This window comes from Pseudomonas sp. DR48 (assembly GCF_019823085.1).
Classification (GTDB): domain Bacteria; phylum Pseudomonadota; class Gammaproteobacteria; order Pseudomonadales; family Pseudomonadaceae; genus Aquipseudomonas.
The window spans coordinates 4,643,810-4,659,961 of record NZ_CP081946.1 but is presented as its reverse complement, the minus strand read 5'-3'; the positions used below and the strand labels follow the sequence as shown (position 1 = coordinate 4,659,961).

At 61.1% G+C, this 16,152-nt stretch carries 10 protein-coding genes; 5 read left to right on the top strand and 5 right to left on the bottom strand.

Translation table 11 applies throughout. From position 1 onward, the window contains the following. Window positions 1-48 precede the first annotated feature (48 nt). The 3 genes from K5K95_RS21120 to K5K95_RS21110 form a co-directional block, all read right to left on the bottom strand. Entirely contained in the window at window positions 49-1,080 is a 1,032-nt protein-coding gene (locus K5K95_RS21120) for an SCO family protein (RefSeq protein WP_222585931.1), read from the bottom strand. Further along, window positions 1,077-3,884: a multicopper oxidase domain-containing protein gene (locus K5K95_RS21115; protein WP_222585930.1), complete on the bottom strand. Its 2,808-nt coding sequence runs from the start codon at window positions 3,882-3,884 to the stop codon at window positions 1,077-1,079. The genes K5K95_RS21120 and K5K95_RS21115 overlap by 4 nt, the downstream gene beginning before the upstream one ends. 185 nt (window positions 3,885-4,069) lie before the next feature. Further along, complete coding sequence (locus K5K95_RS21110) at window positions 4,070-5,518, bottom strand: ATP-binding protein (protein ID WP_222585929.1); 1,449 nt, start codon at window positions 5,516-5,518, stop codon at window positions 4,070-4,072. Window positions 5,519-5,809: 291 nt separating this feature from the next. On the opposite strand from K5K95_RS21110, the gene K5K95_RS21105 reads away from it, so the two are divergent. From K5K95_RS21105 to K5K95_RS21090, 4 genes are read left to right on the top strand one after another with little or no spacing between them, the layout of a single operon-like run. Further along, window positions 5,810-7,156, top strand: a complete 1,347-nt coding sequence (locus tag K5K95_RS21105; RefSeq protein ID WP_222585928.1) for a hypothetical protein — start codon at window positions 5,810-5,812, stop codon at window positions 7,154-7,156. 35 nt (window positions 7,157-7,191) lie between these two features. Then, window positions 7,192-9,435, top strand: a complete 2,244-nt coding sequence (locus K5K95_RS21100; protein WP_222585927.1) for an Ig-like domain-containing protein — start codon at window positions 7,192-7,194, stop codon at window positions 9,433-9,435. A gap of 59 nt (window positions 9,436-9,494) precedes the next feature. Beyond that, window positions 9,495-9,956 carry a curlin gene (locus K5K95_RS21095; protein WP_222585926.1) on the top strand — a complete coding sequence of 154 codons (462 nt, stop codon included), beginning with the start codon at window positions 9,495-9,497 and terminating at the stop codon, window positions 9,954-9,956. Window positions 9,957-9,983: 27 nt separating this feature from the next. Further along, window positions 9,984-11,432, top strand: a complete 1,449-nt coding sequence (locus K5K95_RS21090; RefSeq protein ID WP_222585925.1) for a curlin — start codon at window positions 9,984-9,986, stop codon at window positions 11,430-11,432. A gap of 184 nt (window positions 11,433-11,616) precedes the next feature. On the opposite strand, the gene K5K95_RS21085 is transcribed toward K5K95_RS21090, so the two are convergent. Next, window positions 11,617-11,976, bottom strand: a complete 360-nt coding sequence (locus K5K95_RS21085) for a DUF6124 family protein (RefSeq protein ID WP_222585924.1) — start codon at window positions 11,974-11,976, stop codon at window positions 11,617-11,619. A gap of 1,775 nt (window positions 11,977-13,751) precedes the next feature. On the opposite strand from K5K95_RS21085, the gene K5K95_RS21080 reads away from it, so the two are divergent. Continuing rightward, window positions 13,752-14,855 carry an IS110 family transposase gene (locus tag K5K95_RS21080; RefSeq protein WP_222585923.1) on the top strand — a complete coding sequence of 368 codons (1,104 nt, stop codon included), beginning with the start codon at window positions 13,752-13,754 and terminating at the stop codon, window positions 14,853-14,855. Window positions 14,856-15,264: 409 nt separating this feature from the next. On the opposite strand, the gene K5K95_RS21075 is transcribed toward K5K95_RS21080, so the two are convergent. After that, complete coding sequence (locus tag K5K95_RS21075; RefSeq protein WP_222585922.1) at window positions 15,265-16,131, bottom strand: CsgG/HfaB family protein; 867 nt, start codon at window positions 16,129-16,131, stop codon at window positions 15,265-15,267. Window positions 16,132-16,152 lie beyond the last annotated feature (21 nt).

The following is a 16,152-nucleotide window of genomic DNA, read 5'->3' as shown; positions in this document are numbered from 1 at the left end:
TAGGTGGCATTGATCGCGCTGGACGGCTTCACTGATAGTATTTCGCCGCTATTGCGCCTGCGCCGCTTCCATTGGTTTCTGGCGCTCGGTTTCTTCCTGTAAAAATCCCATGATTGACTGCGCAGCGTTCTCATCCAGACGCAGGTTGGGCATCGGGATTTTGTCGAAACGTTCAAACAACTCCACCGCAATCGGGTCTTTTTCCGCCAGCATCTTGTCTGGCTCACGAATCCAGCGGCTGAGCCAGGCCGGGTCGCGTTGGCGCGTCACGCCGATCAGGTCAGGGCCGATGCTGCGCATGCCGATCCCCTGCCCGTCCATCGGGCCCAGGCTGTGGCACGACGCGCAGCGGGTACGGAACAGTTCTTCGCCATTGCTCGGTGGGCGGATTTCAGGCGCGTTGGCGTAACTTTCTTCAACGCTGGCTTTCTTCCAGTTCTGCAACGTGTTGGCCAACTGGTCCGCGAGGATCCACGGGTTCTCGAAAGGCGAGGCTTTCATCCAGCGGCCCGTGCTCTGGTTGCCGACGATCAGACTCAGGTTGTGGTCCTTGTTGCGTCCGTTGTCGACGCCTTCGATGAACAGCCCGAGTTTTTTGCGCAGGTCAGTGACGTCGGCAAATTCACCCGTCAGAAACTTCCAGCCGGGTCCGACCTTGAAGCGCTGGGCGTAAGCCTTGAGCACCTCGGGCGTGTCGCTGAGGGGATCAATGCTGATGGAATAGAAAAATATGTCCTGGCCGACCCGGTCCCCCAGCAACTTTTGCACCTGACGCAGGCGCGCGGTTTCCAGAGGGCAAGAGTCGCTGCACGAAGTGAAAATGAAATTGATCACCACCACTTTGTCCTTGATCAGGTCATCGAAGAAATGCACCTGCTGACCGTCCTGATCGGTCAGCAGGGTGTTGGGGAAATAGTCGCCGCCCCAGGGTGTCGCCGACTCCGTCGGCGACAAGGCTCCTTCATGGGCTGTGATCACCTGACTGGCCAGCAGACAGGTGATCAGCAGCAACATCAGGTGCAGGCCCAGGGCGCGGGAGCGCGGCGTGTGCACAGTCCTGTCGACGCGCTCCCGGTTCATGGCTTGACCACCACTTTAGGGCCAAGGCCATCGCCAGTGCGGAAGGTTGGCAGCGCGGCGGAGTTCACGTAGCGCACGCCATCCCAGCTCGGCAACGGTGTCGGCATCAACTGGAATTGCCCGGGTTTCTCAATGTCCCAGCGCAGCAGCATCGAGTTGTCCTCATGCTGGGTGTTGTGACAGTGCTCCATGTAGGTCCCGGCGAATTCGCGGAAGTTGATCGCCATCTCGACGTTGTCCAGGCCATCCTTTTCCGAGCCGATGCGATACACATCCTTACGCGCCCATTTTTCCCATTCCGGTGGCGCCTTGCCGCCGCGACTGAGAATGATCCCCTCCTCGAAGTGCACATGCACCGGATGGCTCCAGCCACTGCCGCCGAGCCTGATGTTCCACACCTCCAGGGTGCCGAACCCTGATGCTCCGGCATCGGTCGGACCGCTCGCCAAGTGGGTCGCCGCGTTCAAGCGCCGTGGGTCCATGTGGAAGCCGAAGCCGCCATCGGTCTTGACTGTCCACGGCGCCTCATCGGTGCCGTCGGAACGGCCGAAGGTGAAGGTGCGGTGACGAGCGTTGGCCAGCAGGGCCTTGTCCGCCGGGTTGTCACGATGGATCTTCAGCGGAATCATCACCAGGCCTTCGGCTTTACCCGGTTTGGCCGGTTCGTACGCCGCAGGGTCCATGGCCAGGTCCTGACCGGTGTAGGCCTTGACGTTGAGCTGCAAAACCTTGCCCACGCCCGGATCGCCCCTGTCCCACTGCGGACCTTTGCTGCCTTGCTTGATCACCGCCAGGTATTTTTCCGACAGCACATCACCCAGCGGGATCGGTTCTTTCGGGCCTTTGCCATCGTCGTGGGCCAGCAGATTGACCACGAAAAGTTTGTCGCCTGGCTTGATGCCGTTTTTCGCGAAGTTGACGATGATGTCGAAGCGCTCGGCGATGCCCTGGGTTGGCAGGATCGCGTTGTGGTTCTGTTTATCGCCATCGGCGTCGAGGTCCATGCTGCCGTCGAATGGCACGCTGTGTTCCATGATGTTGCCGTCGTTGGCAATCATGTGGAATGGCACGCGGCTATAGGAAACGCCGGAGTTTTTCGGCCCCTGGAACTCACCGCTGGTGCCCTTGACCTCACGCACGATCGCAAACTTGAAGTAACGCGAGACCGAACCATTGAGGATGCGGAACCGATAGCTGCGGGCGCGCACGTCCAGGGTCGGTTTCCATTGCCAGTTGACCAGCACCTGGTCACCGAGGAAGCCGTCGGTGTTGAACGGGTTGAACCACAACTGGCCGTTCTGATCCCAGGCCTTGTCGGCGAACACCAGGTTGACGTCGTAGTCGCGATTACCCCACGGCAAGGCGCTGCCGCTGGGGAAACGCAGGTTGACGCCGTCGTTCACCGATTCGTTGCCACGGTCCAGGGCGCTGTAGTAGTTCATCATCGCCGCGTTGCCCTTGTAGACGTTCTGCGCGGTGAAATCGAGCATGTGGTCGTGGAACCAGTGGGTGCTCATGGTTTCGCGCCAGTCGCCACGGATCTTGATCGTGCCGTGATCGCAGGTCTTGCGGCTCGGGCTCACGTCGTTGGTCCACAGGGTTTCACCCGGTGCGCAAGGGAACGCCGCGCGTGGATCATGAGCGTCGGTGTTGATGCTGTCGTAACCGGCCAGCTGGATCGGCCAGCGATAGTCGTAATACTGCCCCGGGAAGAAAAACGCGTTGGCATAGCCATCGCTTTCCGCCGGTGCGTGGCCGTTGTGTTCATGGGTGGTGATGGTGTGCAGACCAAAGCCCATGTTGGCCGACGGGTCGATCGGCAAGCCGTTGTAGTGACGCATCAGGACCGGCTGACCGTACCGCACCATCAGCAGTTTGGGCGGCAAGGTGCCGTCGAAGGTCCAGACCGAGTTGTGGTTCTGCACCGGCATGTTCGGGTGGAAACGCGCATCGACGCCCTTGGCGGTGCCATTCGTTGCCGGTACGCCCGCCACGTTGTGATAGAGGCCACCGGGGCCGAATTCGCCCACGGCATAACCGTGCATCTGATGGCTGTCACGCCAACCGCTGTTGAGCCTCGCCCCGGTTTGCACGGTTTTGTAGGCCACTTGCGGGTAGAACTCGTTCCAGCGCTGATGCGACCAGCCTTTTCCTGGTGGACGACCTTCCGCCGAAGAGCCGATACGGCGGTTAAGGAACACCTCGATCTGCGCTTGCCACGGGTTGCGGTCCACCACGTTCGAATACTGACTGGGGAACGGAGTCAGCCCCGGTTGCCGCATGAACGCATCCAGCGCTGCGCTCGGTGGCGCACTGCGCGCCGCATTGTTGGGGTCTTGTTGGGGCAATGGGCCCACGGCTGCCGGTGGAAAACCCAATGGCGCGGCCGGGGTGGTGGGGTCGAGTTTTTCCGGGCCGAATTCTTCGAACAGCACCAGTTGCTGAGTGAACGGCTGGGCACCGAACAACGGGCTCGGCTTGCCATTGGTGGGGTAATTGAAACTGGTCTGCACCGCCGGCGGCAGGACGTTTTCCTTGCGAGTTTCGTCCCGGGTGCCTTTGACGCCATTGGGCAAATCGAAGGAATCGACGTTGGCCTCCGGCATGGTCAATATGGCGTTCAGGGCGGCCGGTTCATCAGCCGGTTCGTCGTGGTAAGCCGAGGGGTCGGAAGGTTCTGGCTGTCGTTCATCATCGATGGGACTGGCGCGCAGAGTCGCTGTGCCCAGCGTCATTGTCAGTACGACGCTCAAGGGCGTCATCAGGCCGAACCATTTGAAGGGATACCGCGCTTTTCTGTCCATCACCAGCCGCCTCGAAGTCATGAAGGGGGTAGTGGTGGTTTTGCAAAGAGCTCGCCAAATTTGTAACCGGTTTATACGAAAGTATTAACACTCGATAAAACAATGGCTTATCAACATCAATTTGCCATGACCGGGAAAACGACTGGGGCCTGACACCCGCTAACGGGGAAAGTTCATACCCGTTTTCAGGGAATGCGCTTGAACGACAGACGGACCCGAGTGCCCTCGCCTTCGCGGCTATCGAGTTTCACCGCGCCCCCGAAACGCTCCATGATCCGCTTCACTAGGACCAGCCCGACACCCAGCCCGCCTTGCTTGGTGGTGAAGAAAGGGCGGAACGCCATGCTGCGCTGTTCTTCGTTCATGCCTTTGCCGGTGTCGCTCACCACCACGCCAATTCCCTTGGCATCGGTCGGTTCCAGCGTGATGGTCAGCGTACCGCCCCTGTCCATCGCTTCCACTGCGTTGGCCAGCAGGCTGTTGAGGATCTGCGTGAGCTGCACCTGCTGGCTCAGCACCATCGGCGTTTCCTTCGGTTCGAACACTACGTGGACCCCGGCCTTGGCAATCTGCTGCTCGAAAGCCATGAGGCTGTCATGCAAAGCCGCCACCAGATTCACCGGTTCGGGTTCATCATTAAGGGGTCGCAAGGACTGCAGCAATTCACGAACCCACTTCGACATGCGATCCACCTGACCGATGATGTCGTTGATGTTCTTGTGCGCCGGACCACTGTCGAACTCCAGGGCCAGCTCGGCGCTGGAGCGAATGGTCGCCAATGGGTTGCGCAGGCTGTGGGCGACCGCCGATGACATTTCCCCCAGGGCCACGAAGGTTTCGTTGGTGATCAATTGTTTTTGTTGGGTCGCCAGCAGGATCGCCGCCCGCCGCACGATCCAGTACAGCCCTGAATAAATCAGTCCACCCCCCAGTGCCGTGGCCAGCCAGATCAGCGCCAGGCCGCGCTCCATGCGCTCGATCAAGTCTTTGGGCTCCTTATAGATCTCGACCATTGCCGTGACGTTTTCATGGTCGGCATCGAACAGCGGTATGTAGTTTTCTATAAAGATGTAATCCGGGGGCGTTACGAACTTCTGCTCCATGCGCCCCTTGTCGACGTTGTGGTAACTGGCGGACACCGGCATCCTGGAAGCGAACGCCTGGTCGAGGTCTTCATCGGCATGGATCGTGGTGCCCATCAGTTCCGGATTGGTGGACCAGATCACCATGCGGTCAGGCGCATAAATGTTGGCCAGGATCACGTCCGGCAAGTGCTCGACATGATCGAGGAATTCGCCACGGGCGCTGGCTCGGGCCATGGGATCGACGTCGGTATAGTCCTTGTCTTTGCGCGGGTCCAGCAACTCGCCCATGGTCCGCACGTTGGGGATGGCAACGTGGCGCACCTCGGCCGAGGCAATCGCCTGGATGAACTGCGAGGTCAGCAACGCATCGCGCTGCACGCTCTCGGTGATCACGAAACGGGTGGACACCGCCCCCAGCGCCACGGCCACCGTACCGATTACGGCCATGCTGATCAGCGAGAACCAGCGCAGCAGATTGAACGGCTGCTTGCGCGAGCTCAGGCGGATATCGGCCTCTTCTTGCTGAAGGGGTCTGGTCTGGATATTCATGGACGTTGTTCCCCGAAACTCCCTATAGGTTTATAGCCCACTGGCCGGCATTTGCCCGACTTCGGGTTTTGTCCCCCCACCGATTCCCCGTCTGCCCCGTTGACCCCATCTACCCCCAATAGTGGGGACAGTCGCCCGCTCGCGCGCTTTGCACGATCGCGCCGATTGCACGCCGCACGCCTTCACTGCGGGCCTCTGCCGGTGGTTTTGAAAGATTGGTATGGAAGTTGCCGAAGCCCTCCCCAACTGACCCATCCCCACGGGGCAGGTACTCTGATAGAGGGAATACTCATGCACCCTTTACTGTCCAAAACGGCGGCCGCCCTGGTCGTCAGTGCGCTTGCCCAAGGTGTTACCCAGGCAGCGCTGTTCGCGGTCGATCCCGGCCCCTATCAACCCGCCATCGGCTCTTTCGCCGGCTGGTATCAGGACACCCATGGTCGAACCCTCGACCTGTGTTTGTCCAAGGCGGTCAGTTCGCGCGTGCCAAGTGCTCCCGGCGCCCCGACGTACATGTGCAACCTGCTGCCTGCGCCCGGCATATTCGATGACGCCCAGCCGTTGGTCTTTCCCACCAACTTCCCGGATGAAGCTTTCTGGTTCACCGCCGACGGTGCCATCGTCGATGCGGCCAGGGGCATCGACCTGACCTACGTCAGCGCTGTCGAAGCAGCTTTCAGCGGTGGCGACCCGGTGGAAGGTGATCAGATCAGCTTCGCCCGGATCCGCATCCGCGTCGATGTGCCCACGGCCGGGACTTACGTCATCACCCACCCTTACGGCGTCGAGGTCTTCAACGTCGACACCCCTGGGCGACGGGCGATCAACATGACCCGCGACATCGGTATCGGCTCGCCGAAAACCTACGACGGCGCCCTCAAGGGTGACGTCGGACCGTTCCTGCGCAGCGTCAACGGCCCTTACACCGAGACCAATCCGGTGACCGGTTCCGCCGAGCAATTCATCGGCGACCCGAACCTCTCGGAAGCCGTCACCGGCAGTCCGTTCAACACCAACTTCATCCGCATCGAAGGACCCAACGGAATCGACCTGACCACCACGGCATTTGCCATCTCCGGCAAGTTGTCCACGGTCGTGCGGCCGACACCGATGATCACCCAGCGCAGCACCTATTCGCGCAAGGCCGGCGACAGTGCGCCAGTGGCCCAGCAAGACGTGTTCGTCCTGGCGCCGCCGCCTCCGGGCACCGTCGCCCTGACCAGCAACAACCCGGCGCTGAACCTGACAGAACTCAACGGCACCGGCAGTTGGTACGCCCAGTCGTCGACGAACCCGAGCTTGCCAACCACCTTGCAACTGACCGCGGACAACCACATCGCCATCCCCACCAGTACACCCACCACCCTGTCGACGCCGTTATCGGATCTGGTGGTGATCCAGCGCGCCGAGTACAGCCTGAACTCCGGGCAACTCACGATCGAGGCCTCCACCAGCGATGAAACCTCGCCACCGGTACTCACCGCGACGTCCGGCAGCGGTGCCGCCATCGGTGCCCTCAGTGGCGACGGCGCCCTGAAAACCCTGGCGACCGGCATCTCGCCCATTCCACCGGCCAAGGTTCGCGTGACGTCCTCCAATGGCGGCACCGATACCGAAGAAGTGGTCATCCTGCCATGAACGCTCACATGCCCAGATCCTCATCAGGAGGCATCATGAACAACTGGCCACGCCTGGCGCTCAACGCCCTGGGACTGACTCTCTCGCTGTCCGGCAGCGCTTTTGCGCAACTCGCCGCCGTCGACCCCGGCCCTTACACCTTCGCCACCGGGAAATTCCCGATGTGGTATCAGGACAACAATCTGCTGTCGCTGGAACTGTGCCAGTCGCGCGCTACAAGTACGCGGGTGCCGGCCGCCACGCCACCGGCCTACATGTGCACACTGCTGCCGAACCCGGGCATTTTCGATGACACCCTGCCGATGGTGTTCCCGGACAACTGGCCAGACGAAAGCTTCTGGTTCCTGGCCGACGCCACCATTCCCAACAACGCCGCCGGCTACGGGATGGACGCCTACGTGGCCGGGGTCGAAGCGGCATTCGCCTCGGGCAACCCCGTCGATGGCGATCAGCAAAGCTTCGCGCGGATTCGCATCCGGGTGAACGTGCCCACCGCAGGGACTTACACCATTACCCACCCGTACGGCGTGGAAACGGTGAACGTCACCACCCCGGGCCGTCGTGCGATCAACATCACCAAAGATGTCGGCATCGGTGCGCCTGGCAATTTCACCGGAGCGCTTAACGGCGCCATCGGGCCATTCCTGCGCAGCGTCAACGGCCCTTACACCGAAGTGAACCCGGACACCGGCTCGGTAGAAACCTTTATTGGTGACCCGAACCTCACCGAAGCGGTCACCGGCAGCCCCAATAACACCAACTTCGTGCGCATCCAGGGACCGGCGGGGACCATCCAGACCAACCTCTTCACCGTGTCCGGCAAAGTCCTCGACAACCGTGCACAGACCCATGTGGAGGTCAACCGCGCCACTTACCGCCGCACCTCCTCGGGCACTGGCAGCAGCACCCGGATCGAAGTCTTCGGCAACGCGGACAACAGCTCGACCCTGTGCTTTCGCGAAACCCTCGCCCTGGTCCCCGGCCCACCGCCGACGCCCTGCCAGACCAACTTGGTCGGTGACAACAATGGCTTGTTCTTCGGCAATCACCTGATCACCGGCCCCGTGCCTTCGGTTGTGGTGGTAACCGCTACCAACCCGGCCGGCACCACCCGGCCGACGGCGGTGTCGAGCAAGCTCACCGACGTGGTGAAAATCCAGACCGCTCGCTACAACTGGAGCAATCACAGCCTGCTGATCGAGGCCACCTCCTCGGACGAAGTAGCAGTGCCGGACATGGTTGCGCAAGGTTACGGACGGCTGTCGAAATCCGGCACCCTGCAAAAAATCACCGTCGCCGACCTGACCCAGCCACCGGCCACCGTCACCGTCAAATCCGCTGCCGGCGGCAGTGATACCGAGCCAGTCGTGGTCGTCGGGACGGCACCGGACACCGGCGAAAACCAGGCGCCGCTCTCCGTCGCAGACTCCGGCAGCACCAGCTTCGGCGTGCCAATCACCCTCAACCTGCTGGCCAACGACAGTGACCCTGACGGCAACACGCCGTTGAGCATCACTGCCCTGACCCAACCGGCTGCCGGGCAAGGCACCGTGGCATTGAGCGGCACGACTGCGGTGGTCTATACCCCGCCCGCCGCGGTCAATGCGCCGCTGACAACCACCTTCACCTACAAGGCTCAAGACGCCAAAGGCCTGGCCTCGACCACACCGGCAACCGTGACCATCACCGTGGCGCCTAACCGGCCACCGGTGGCGGTCAACGACGCCGCTGCGACCCTGGGCGTGGCGATTCCGATCAACGTGCTGGCCAACGACACCGATCCGGAAGGCAACGTGCCGCTGAGCGTCGCCAGCCTGACTCAACCGGCAGCAGGTCGCGGCACCGTCAGCACTGACGGCACGGTGATCACCTATACGCCACCGGCCACGGTCACCACGGCCTTCACCACGACCTTCACCTACATCGCCCGGGACAGCTTTGGCGCCCTGTCGACACCGGCGACGGTCACGGTGCAAGTCTCGCCAAGGCCTGCTGCGGAAACCTTCACCGTGACCACCGCCACTGTGTCGGCCCGCTCCAACAACCGCTTCACCTGGGACTTTGCGGGCACCTCATCGGTGACCACCGGCAACACCATCACCGTGCAGGTCAGCACCCCGACCGGGCTGGCGACCCTGGGCACCACCACCGTGCCGGTGACCGGACGCTGGCGGTTGACGGTGAACAACACCACCACGGTGATCCCGTCAGCTAACCCGACAGCGACCATTCGCTCGTCCCAAGGCACCGTGCGCACCGTGACGGTCACCGCCAACTGAGCCCTCGCCCCACCCGCCGATTCGGTGGGTGGGGCTGGCCTCTTCCCAAGGACAACGCCATGAAAATGTCGACCGCCGCCTTGCTCTGCATGCTTCTGCTTTGCAGCAGTGCCGGCGTGCGCGCCGACGATTTGATGGACAACGACGACCTGGCACCCGCCGCCGATCTGGGCGAGTTGCCGCCACCGGTGGGTCAGCACGCGCTGATCGACCAGAACGGCCAGGCCAACGTGGCGCTGTTGCAGCAGAACGGTCAGTCGCTGCTCGGCACCATCGTCCAGTCGGGCAGCAATCAGGAAGCCTACATCCTGCAACAAGGTAGCGACCTGATGGCCATGATCACCCAGCAAGGCAGTGGCAACGCCGCCTCAATCACACAAAACGGCAGCCACAACCGCGCGCAGATTTCCCAGAACGGCAATAACAACGACGCCAGCATCGACCAGGCCGGTACGGGGCTTTCAAGCGCCGTGACGCAGTCAGGGAACGGCATGAGCGTTTCGGTCAAACAATATCGCTAAAGCACTGCACCACTTGGAGGATCCATCATGTTCAAACTGACGCCCCTCACCGCCGCCATACTGGTCATTGTCAGCGCCCAGGCAATGGCCGACGACAGCGTGTCCAACCAGTCCCAGGTCGGCAACGCCAACATCGCCGACGTGAAACAGACAGCGGCCCCGTACAGTACCGCCACGCAACAACAACTCGGCCAGGGCAACGATGCCGCAGCGTTACAAGACACCGCCACCGGCACCATCACCCAGGGTCAAATCGGCGACTACAATGCCGGCTACGCCGAGCAACTGTTCGAAGACGGCAGCACCATCACCCAACAACAGGCCGGCAGCTACAACACCAGCCATGCCAGCCAGTCGATTGGCATGGGTGGAAACGAGGCGCTGCAACAACAGCAAGGCAGCGGCAACTTCTCGTTCGTCTATCAGGACAGCCAGGAAGCCACCAAAGGCCAGACCTTCCAGTTCGGTGACAACAACGAAGCCAACATCGAACAGATTCAACTGGGCGTCGGCAACAACGCGATGATCATCCAGTACGGCACCGCCAACTACGCCACCGCCGAACAAATCGCCCACATGGGCGGCCAGATCAACCTCAACCAGGCCGGTGGAGGCAACTACGCCTATGGCGACCAGCGCGACGGCAACGGCGGCACGATTACCGTTAACCAGTTCGGCGACTACAACGCCACCGAAGTCTGGCAAGGCGCACAAACCGCCAGCGAAGCCACCGTCAATCAGTACGGGCACACCAACGAAACCGTGGTCGACCAGAGCTTCGGCCAGAACAACAACGCCCAGGTCCTGCAAGTCGGCGACGTCAACGCCATCTACGCCGACCAGTTCGACTCCGTCGGCTCGGTCCTCGCGCTGTACCAGCAAGGCACCGGCAACGTCCACTTCACCTACCAGAGCGGCGACAGCCACGTGCTCAACGCCACCTCCGTCGGCAGCGAAAACAAGGTCTACGCCAGTAACTGGAAAGGCCCGCAACTGGGCGGCCAATTCGGCAGCAACCAACGCGCGACCGTCACCCAGGCCGGCTACGGCAACGTCGCCAGTTTCAAACAAGACGGCGTCGGCCACATCATGACCACCAACCAGACCGGCAGCGGCAACAAAACCACGGTCAGCCAGGCAGACAACTACAACGAGCTGTACTTCGATCAGAACGGCAGCGACAACATCCTCATCGCCGACCAGCGCGGCACCACCAACCTGGCCCAAGGCACCAGCAACGGCTCAGGCAACACCACCGAGTTCGACCAGTCGGGCAGCGGCAACCAGGCATACACCACACAGCTGTATGGCAGCGACAACATGATCACCGTCAAACAGGCTGACACCATGAACGTGGCCTACGTGACCCAGGGCGGCACCGGCAACATTGCCAGTGTCGATCAGAGCGGCACGACCCAAATGGCGACGATTCAGCAGCTGGGTAGCGACAACCGGGCGACGGTGTTGCAGCAGTAATCGCAAGGCATAAAAGAACCGCGATCCGTGAAGGGGTCGCGGTTTTTTTGTGCCGATTGATCGTACCCATGCTCCGCGTGGGAATGCCGCCAGGGACGCTCCGCGTTCCGCTTTTGAATGTGACGCAGAGCGTCACGGGATGCATTCCCACGCAGAGCGTGGGAACGATCAGCCGGGGGGAGGGTTATGCCTGTGGATCAACCCTGTCCAGCGCCCGGTTCACTGCCAGCTCAGCCAGCATGATGACCTGCTGAATGCCCAGCATCGTGTTGCGATGCGGCCATTCCAACATCCCGGCGAAGTCGCTGGCCATGACACTCGCCGAAGCCAGGGATTCACAAGCGTTGGCCAACAGGGTTTCGGTGTCGATGTCCGGGGCGACCAGGTAGATGGTGCTGGGTTTGCGTGGCGGGATCGCGGCTTTCAGGGGGTTGAGATAGTGATCCAGCGCGCGGTCGGCGGCTTCGTTGAGTTTTTTCGGATCGAGAGGATCGTAGGGGGAAACGTCGTCGGGTTCAGGGGGATTTGGGGTGGATTTGAACATGGTGAATCTCCTTTGGAAAATGGCGCCACCAGCACCTGTCGCTAAACAAGTAAGGGTGGCGGCTGCATGCAGGTTAGCGAACCGGTCAAAGGCACCCGGTAGACCCGAAGGTCTCCCGCATACAGCCACCATAACGTCATTGCAAACGTCAAAAGTCTGCAAAAAAGTCTGGAGCACTGATGCACTTTGGATAGCCAGGGTCGCTAAACCCGGTCGCTGATATCAGCGACCCGGAAACGATAAAGACCAGGTCCAAAGCGCACAAGCCGGCGGATTCTGGCGCAGTCGTAGGCAACGGCGCAAGAATCTGTGGCTTTCAGGAAGTAACGTTAAACAGCATTAAACATACCCCCTAAAACCAGCACACATTACCTGTGGGAGCGAGCCTGCTCGCGATAGCGGAGTATCAGCCACCATCAATGCTGAATGACACACCGCCATCGCGAGCAAGCTCGCTCCCACAGTTGGATTGAGTACATCTTGGAGAGATTGGTCGGCTGTCAGGCCGCCATCGCTGGCAAGCCAGCTCCCACAGGGGAATGGGTGCATCTGGGAGAGATTGGTCGGCTGGCAGGCCGTCTTCGCTGGCGGGCCAGCTCCCACAGTTGGATTGGGTGCATCTGGGAGAGATTGGTCGGCTGGCAGGCCGTCTTCGCTGGCAGGCCAGCTCCCACAGTTGGGTCGGGTACATCTGGGAGAGTTTGGTTGGCTGTCAGGCCGTCTTCGCTGGCAGGCCAGCTCCCACAGTTGGATTGGGTACATCTGGGAGAGATTGGTCGGCTGTCAGGCCGTCTTCGCTGGCAGGCCAGCTCCCACAGTTGGATTGGGTGCATCTGGGAGAGATTGGTTGGCTGGCAGGCCGTCTTCGCTGGCAGGCCAGCTCCCACAGTTGGATTGGGTGCATCTGGGAGAGATTGGTTGGCTGGCAGGTCGTCATCGCTGGCAGGCCAGCTCCCACAGTTGGATTGGGTGCATCTGGGAGAGATTGGTTGGCTGGCAGGTCGTCATCGCTGCAGGGCCAGCTCCCACAGGGGTGCATCTGGGAGAGATTGGTCGGCTGGCAGGCCGTCTTCGCTGGCAGGCCAGCTCCCACAGTTGGATTGGGTGCATCTGGGAGAGATTGGTTGGCTGGCAGGCCGCCATCGCTGGCAGGCCAGCTCCCACAGGGGAATGAGTGTATATGGGAGAGATTGGTTGGCTGGCGGGCCGTCTTCGCTGGCAGGCCAGCTCCCACAGGGGAATGGGGTGCATTGATCGTTCCCACGCTCCGCGTGGTAATGCATCCCGTGACGCTCTGCGTCACATTCAAGAGCGGAACGCGGAGCGTCCCTGGCGGCATTCCCACGCAGAGCGTGGGAACGATCATAATGGACCGGTGTCTACCCCGCCCGCTCTTCACCACTCAACAGGCCGAGCGGTAGCTCGCCTGCAGCTCTTGATCTTGATCTGGCTTTTGATCTACCCGCCCCTTCGGCAGGCTGAGTGGAGGCGTTTATCTGGGGGGCAGGCGCGTAGCGCCGTGCGGCGAAGCCGCACACATCGAGAGGAGGTCGTCGCGAAGCAGACCGGAGGCGATGCCCCCAGATGAATGCCGGAACGAAGGAACACCGAGCCCCAGCGAGGGGCCGGACGCTCGGGGCGAGCCTTTTTTTGCTTACTTTTTTTTGGCGTTTGAAAAAAAAGTGAGTCGCCGTAATTGGATGGACTCGCCCGCGCCGAGGCGTCAATGCGCCACGGGGGCAGTCTAAAAAGCCACCGACAGCGAGGGCGAATCCATGAAAAAGCATACGACGGTTAAACAGTCCCTGTCTTCCACCGATCTATCGACCTGCACCACGGTGGCGGTCGATCTTGCCAAACAGGTATTCCAGATCGCGGGGGAAAATGCCCTTGGCCAGGTGCTTTACGAAGAACGAATCAAGTCGCGTGAAGCCTTTCATACCTTTCTGCGCCAACTCCCGCCAACCATAGTGGTGCTGATGGAAACAGGACCAGGCGCTCAAGCATGGGCGCGCCAGCTACAGGCTCAGGGCAGTCTGGCGCGGATTCTTCCAGCACAGCTTGTGGCCAAGCACCGCAGCGGCGCCAAAAATGATCGTAATGATGCCCAAGCCATATTGCGCGCCGGGCGCGACAGCAAAATTGCGGCAGTCCCCATCAAAAGCGCCACCGCACTGGCCATGCAGGCCTTGCACCGTGCCCGGCAAGGTTATGTCCGTCGGCGTACAGCCATGAGCAACCAGATGCGGGGCTTGCTAATGGAGCACGGCATCACCCTGGCCCAAGGTGATGCCGCCATCAATCAGACCCTGCCTAGGGTGCTGGAAGACGCGACACAACCCTTGCCCGACATGTTGCGCGAGCTGGTCGACGAGCTGCTGGGCGAATGGCGTCAGCTGGGCGAGCGGATCAACGTGCTGAGCGGTCGCCTGGAGAATGCCGCGAACGAGGATAAAACAGCCCGGCGACTGATGAGCGTACGCGGTATCGGCCCGATCATCGCCACCGCGCTTTTGGCCAAGCAAACCGACCCGGAACGCTTTGCCAATGCACGTCAGTTCGCCGCCTACTTTGGCATGGTGCCTGAGCAGAACAGCAGTGGGCAGAGGGTCCGCCTGGGCAGGATGAGCAAACGAGGCGACAGCTATGTGCGCAGCCTGATGGTGCAAGGCGCTCACGCGGTATTGAGGCATTTACGCCCGGATTCAGAGCAGCCCGACGATCGTCGGTTGCAACGTTGGCAGGAGCGACTGGGCCGCAAGGAAGCGGCGATACGCTTGGCGAATCGCAACTTTCGAATCGTTTGGGTGCTGCTACAAAATGACCAGACTTACCGCAGCCAACCGGCCGATGGCCGGCCAGCTGCGCCAAGTCATTGATCAAAAGCGTTCTGCCACCGGGGCGTCACGGCGCTCCAGCCCCTGCTAGAAAACATTGAACCCAGGTCAGACCGTCGCGGATCGATGCCTGCGCCCTTACCGGCCTTCGAGGCCTGCACGTAATCGGCATACCGCGAGCTCAACCAATGTTGGCCAGAAGCTCAAGACAGCGTCCTCGGACAGGCCTTATACATAAATGCAACCGGGTAGCAGTGTTTGAAAAGCAGGTAGTCAGTGTGGGCGAGTCCATACATAAGGGCGAAACCCTAAGCCGCCGTTACCGCAGCAACGGATATGTACACCCGAAAGAGACTGGTCGGCTATCAGGCCGCCATCGCGAGCAGGCTCACTCCCACAGTTGGACGGGGTACACCCGAAAGAGCATGGTCGGCCCGAAGGCCGCCACGGCTCACTCCTCCTCCCCCTCAGGCACAACCTTGTTCTGAGTCAAATACCGATCCAGCGTCGCATTGTTATCCGGCGAAGAACTATCCCCCGCCACCTGCCACAAACGCCGCTCAATCCCCTGCGCCAAAAGATGCCCCACCGCCGCCTCGATCGCCGACAAAACACACAACTGCGCCGGCTCGTTCGTCGTATACCCCACCTCAGCCTCAAGCAACTTCTTGAACTCGATAAACTTGAACACCCCGGCACTCCGGCCCACCGAATAAATCGTCTTGCTCGTCATCACATTCGCCAACACCTGCCCACTGCGAACATCCACCGCACGAAGATTCACCGACACCTGATCCACCCGATACTCCCGAGAAAGATCAATCCCCAAATACCGCGCCCCTTCCCCGCCACTGCGCACATTAGTGTCATACGCAATAATCCCGCCCTCCAGCATCAGATTCGCCGCCTGCAACGGCGGCAACTCACCCTGAATATTCACCGGCGTATTAGGCTTCTTCTGCGAAGCACGAATGATCTTGCGCTCGGTCAGCAGGTTCTGCAGCCCCTCCCGCTCCAGCACCACAAACCAGCCACTGGCCTGCAACGCATCCATCAACATGCTTGCCGCGCCCTGGGTCACGCTGGTCGAAAACGAACTGGCCGGGGTCGGTTTGTATTGCCCGGTCTGGTCCCGGAACCCATACACCACCGCCATCAACCGGCCCTTGGGACGTGGCATGTTCAGCAAATCGTAATAGGTCGACGCCCGAGGTGTCAGGGTCGGTGATTCGGTGTCCTGCTCGGCTGGCATCGTGTCACGCAGACTGCACCCTTGTAATGCCGCTAACATCAGCCCTAGCGCTATTATTTTTTTCATGTCCTTAACTCCCCATCGACC

What these genes read in the sequence shown, in the direction of transcription:
- K5K95_RS21085 (WP_222585924.1), bottom strand. Translation starts at nt 11,976, where the DNA reads ATGTTCAAATCCACCCCAAATCCCCCTGAACCCGACGACGTTTCCCCC.
- K5K95_RS21110 (WP_222585929.1), bottom strand. Translation starts at nt 5,518, where the DNA reads ATGAATATCCAGACCAGACCCCTTCAGCAAGAAGAGGCCGATATCCGC.
- K5K95_RS21100 (WP_222585927.1), top strand. Translation starts at nt 7,192, where the DNA reads ATGAACAACTGGCCACGCCTGGCGCTCAACGCCCTGGGACTGACTCTC.
- K5K95_RS21090 (WP_222585925.1), top strand. Translation starts at nt 9,984, where the DNA reads ATGTTCAAACTGACGCCCCTCACCGCCGCCATACTGGTCATTGTCAGC.
- K5K95_RS21120 (WP_222585931.1), bottom strand. Translation starts at nt 1,080, where the DNA reads ATGAACCGGGAGCGCGTCGACAGGACTGTGCACACGCCGCGCTCCCGC.
- K5K95_RS21105 (WP_222585928.1), top strand. Translation starts at nt 5,810, where the DNA reads ATGCACCCTTTACTGTCCAAAACGGCGGCCGCCCTGGTCGTCAGTGCG.
- K5K95_RS21115 (WP_222585930.1), bottom strand. Translation starts at nt 3,884, where the DNA reads ATGGACAGAAAAGCGCGGTATCCCTTCAAATGGTTCGGCCTGATGACG.
- K5K95_RS21095 (WP_222585926.1), top strand. Translation starts at nt 9,495, where the DNA reads ATGAAAATGTCGACCGCCGCCTTGCTCTGCATGCTTCTGCTTTGCAGC.
- K5K95_RS21075 (WP_222585922.1), bottom strand. Translation starts at nt 16,131, where the DNA reads ATGAAAAAAATAATAGCGCTAGGGCTGATGTTAGCGGCATTACAAGGG.
- K5K95_RS21080 (WP_222585923.1), top strand. Translation starts at nt 13,752, where the DNA reads ATGAAAAAGCATACGACGGTTAAACAGTCCCTGTCTTCCACCGATCTA.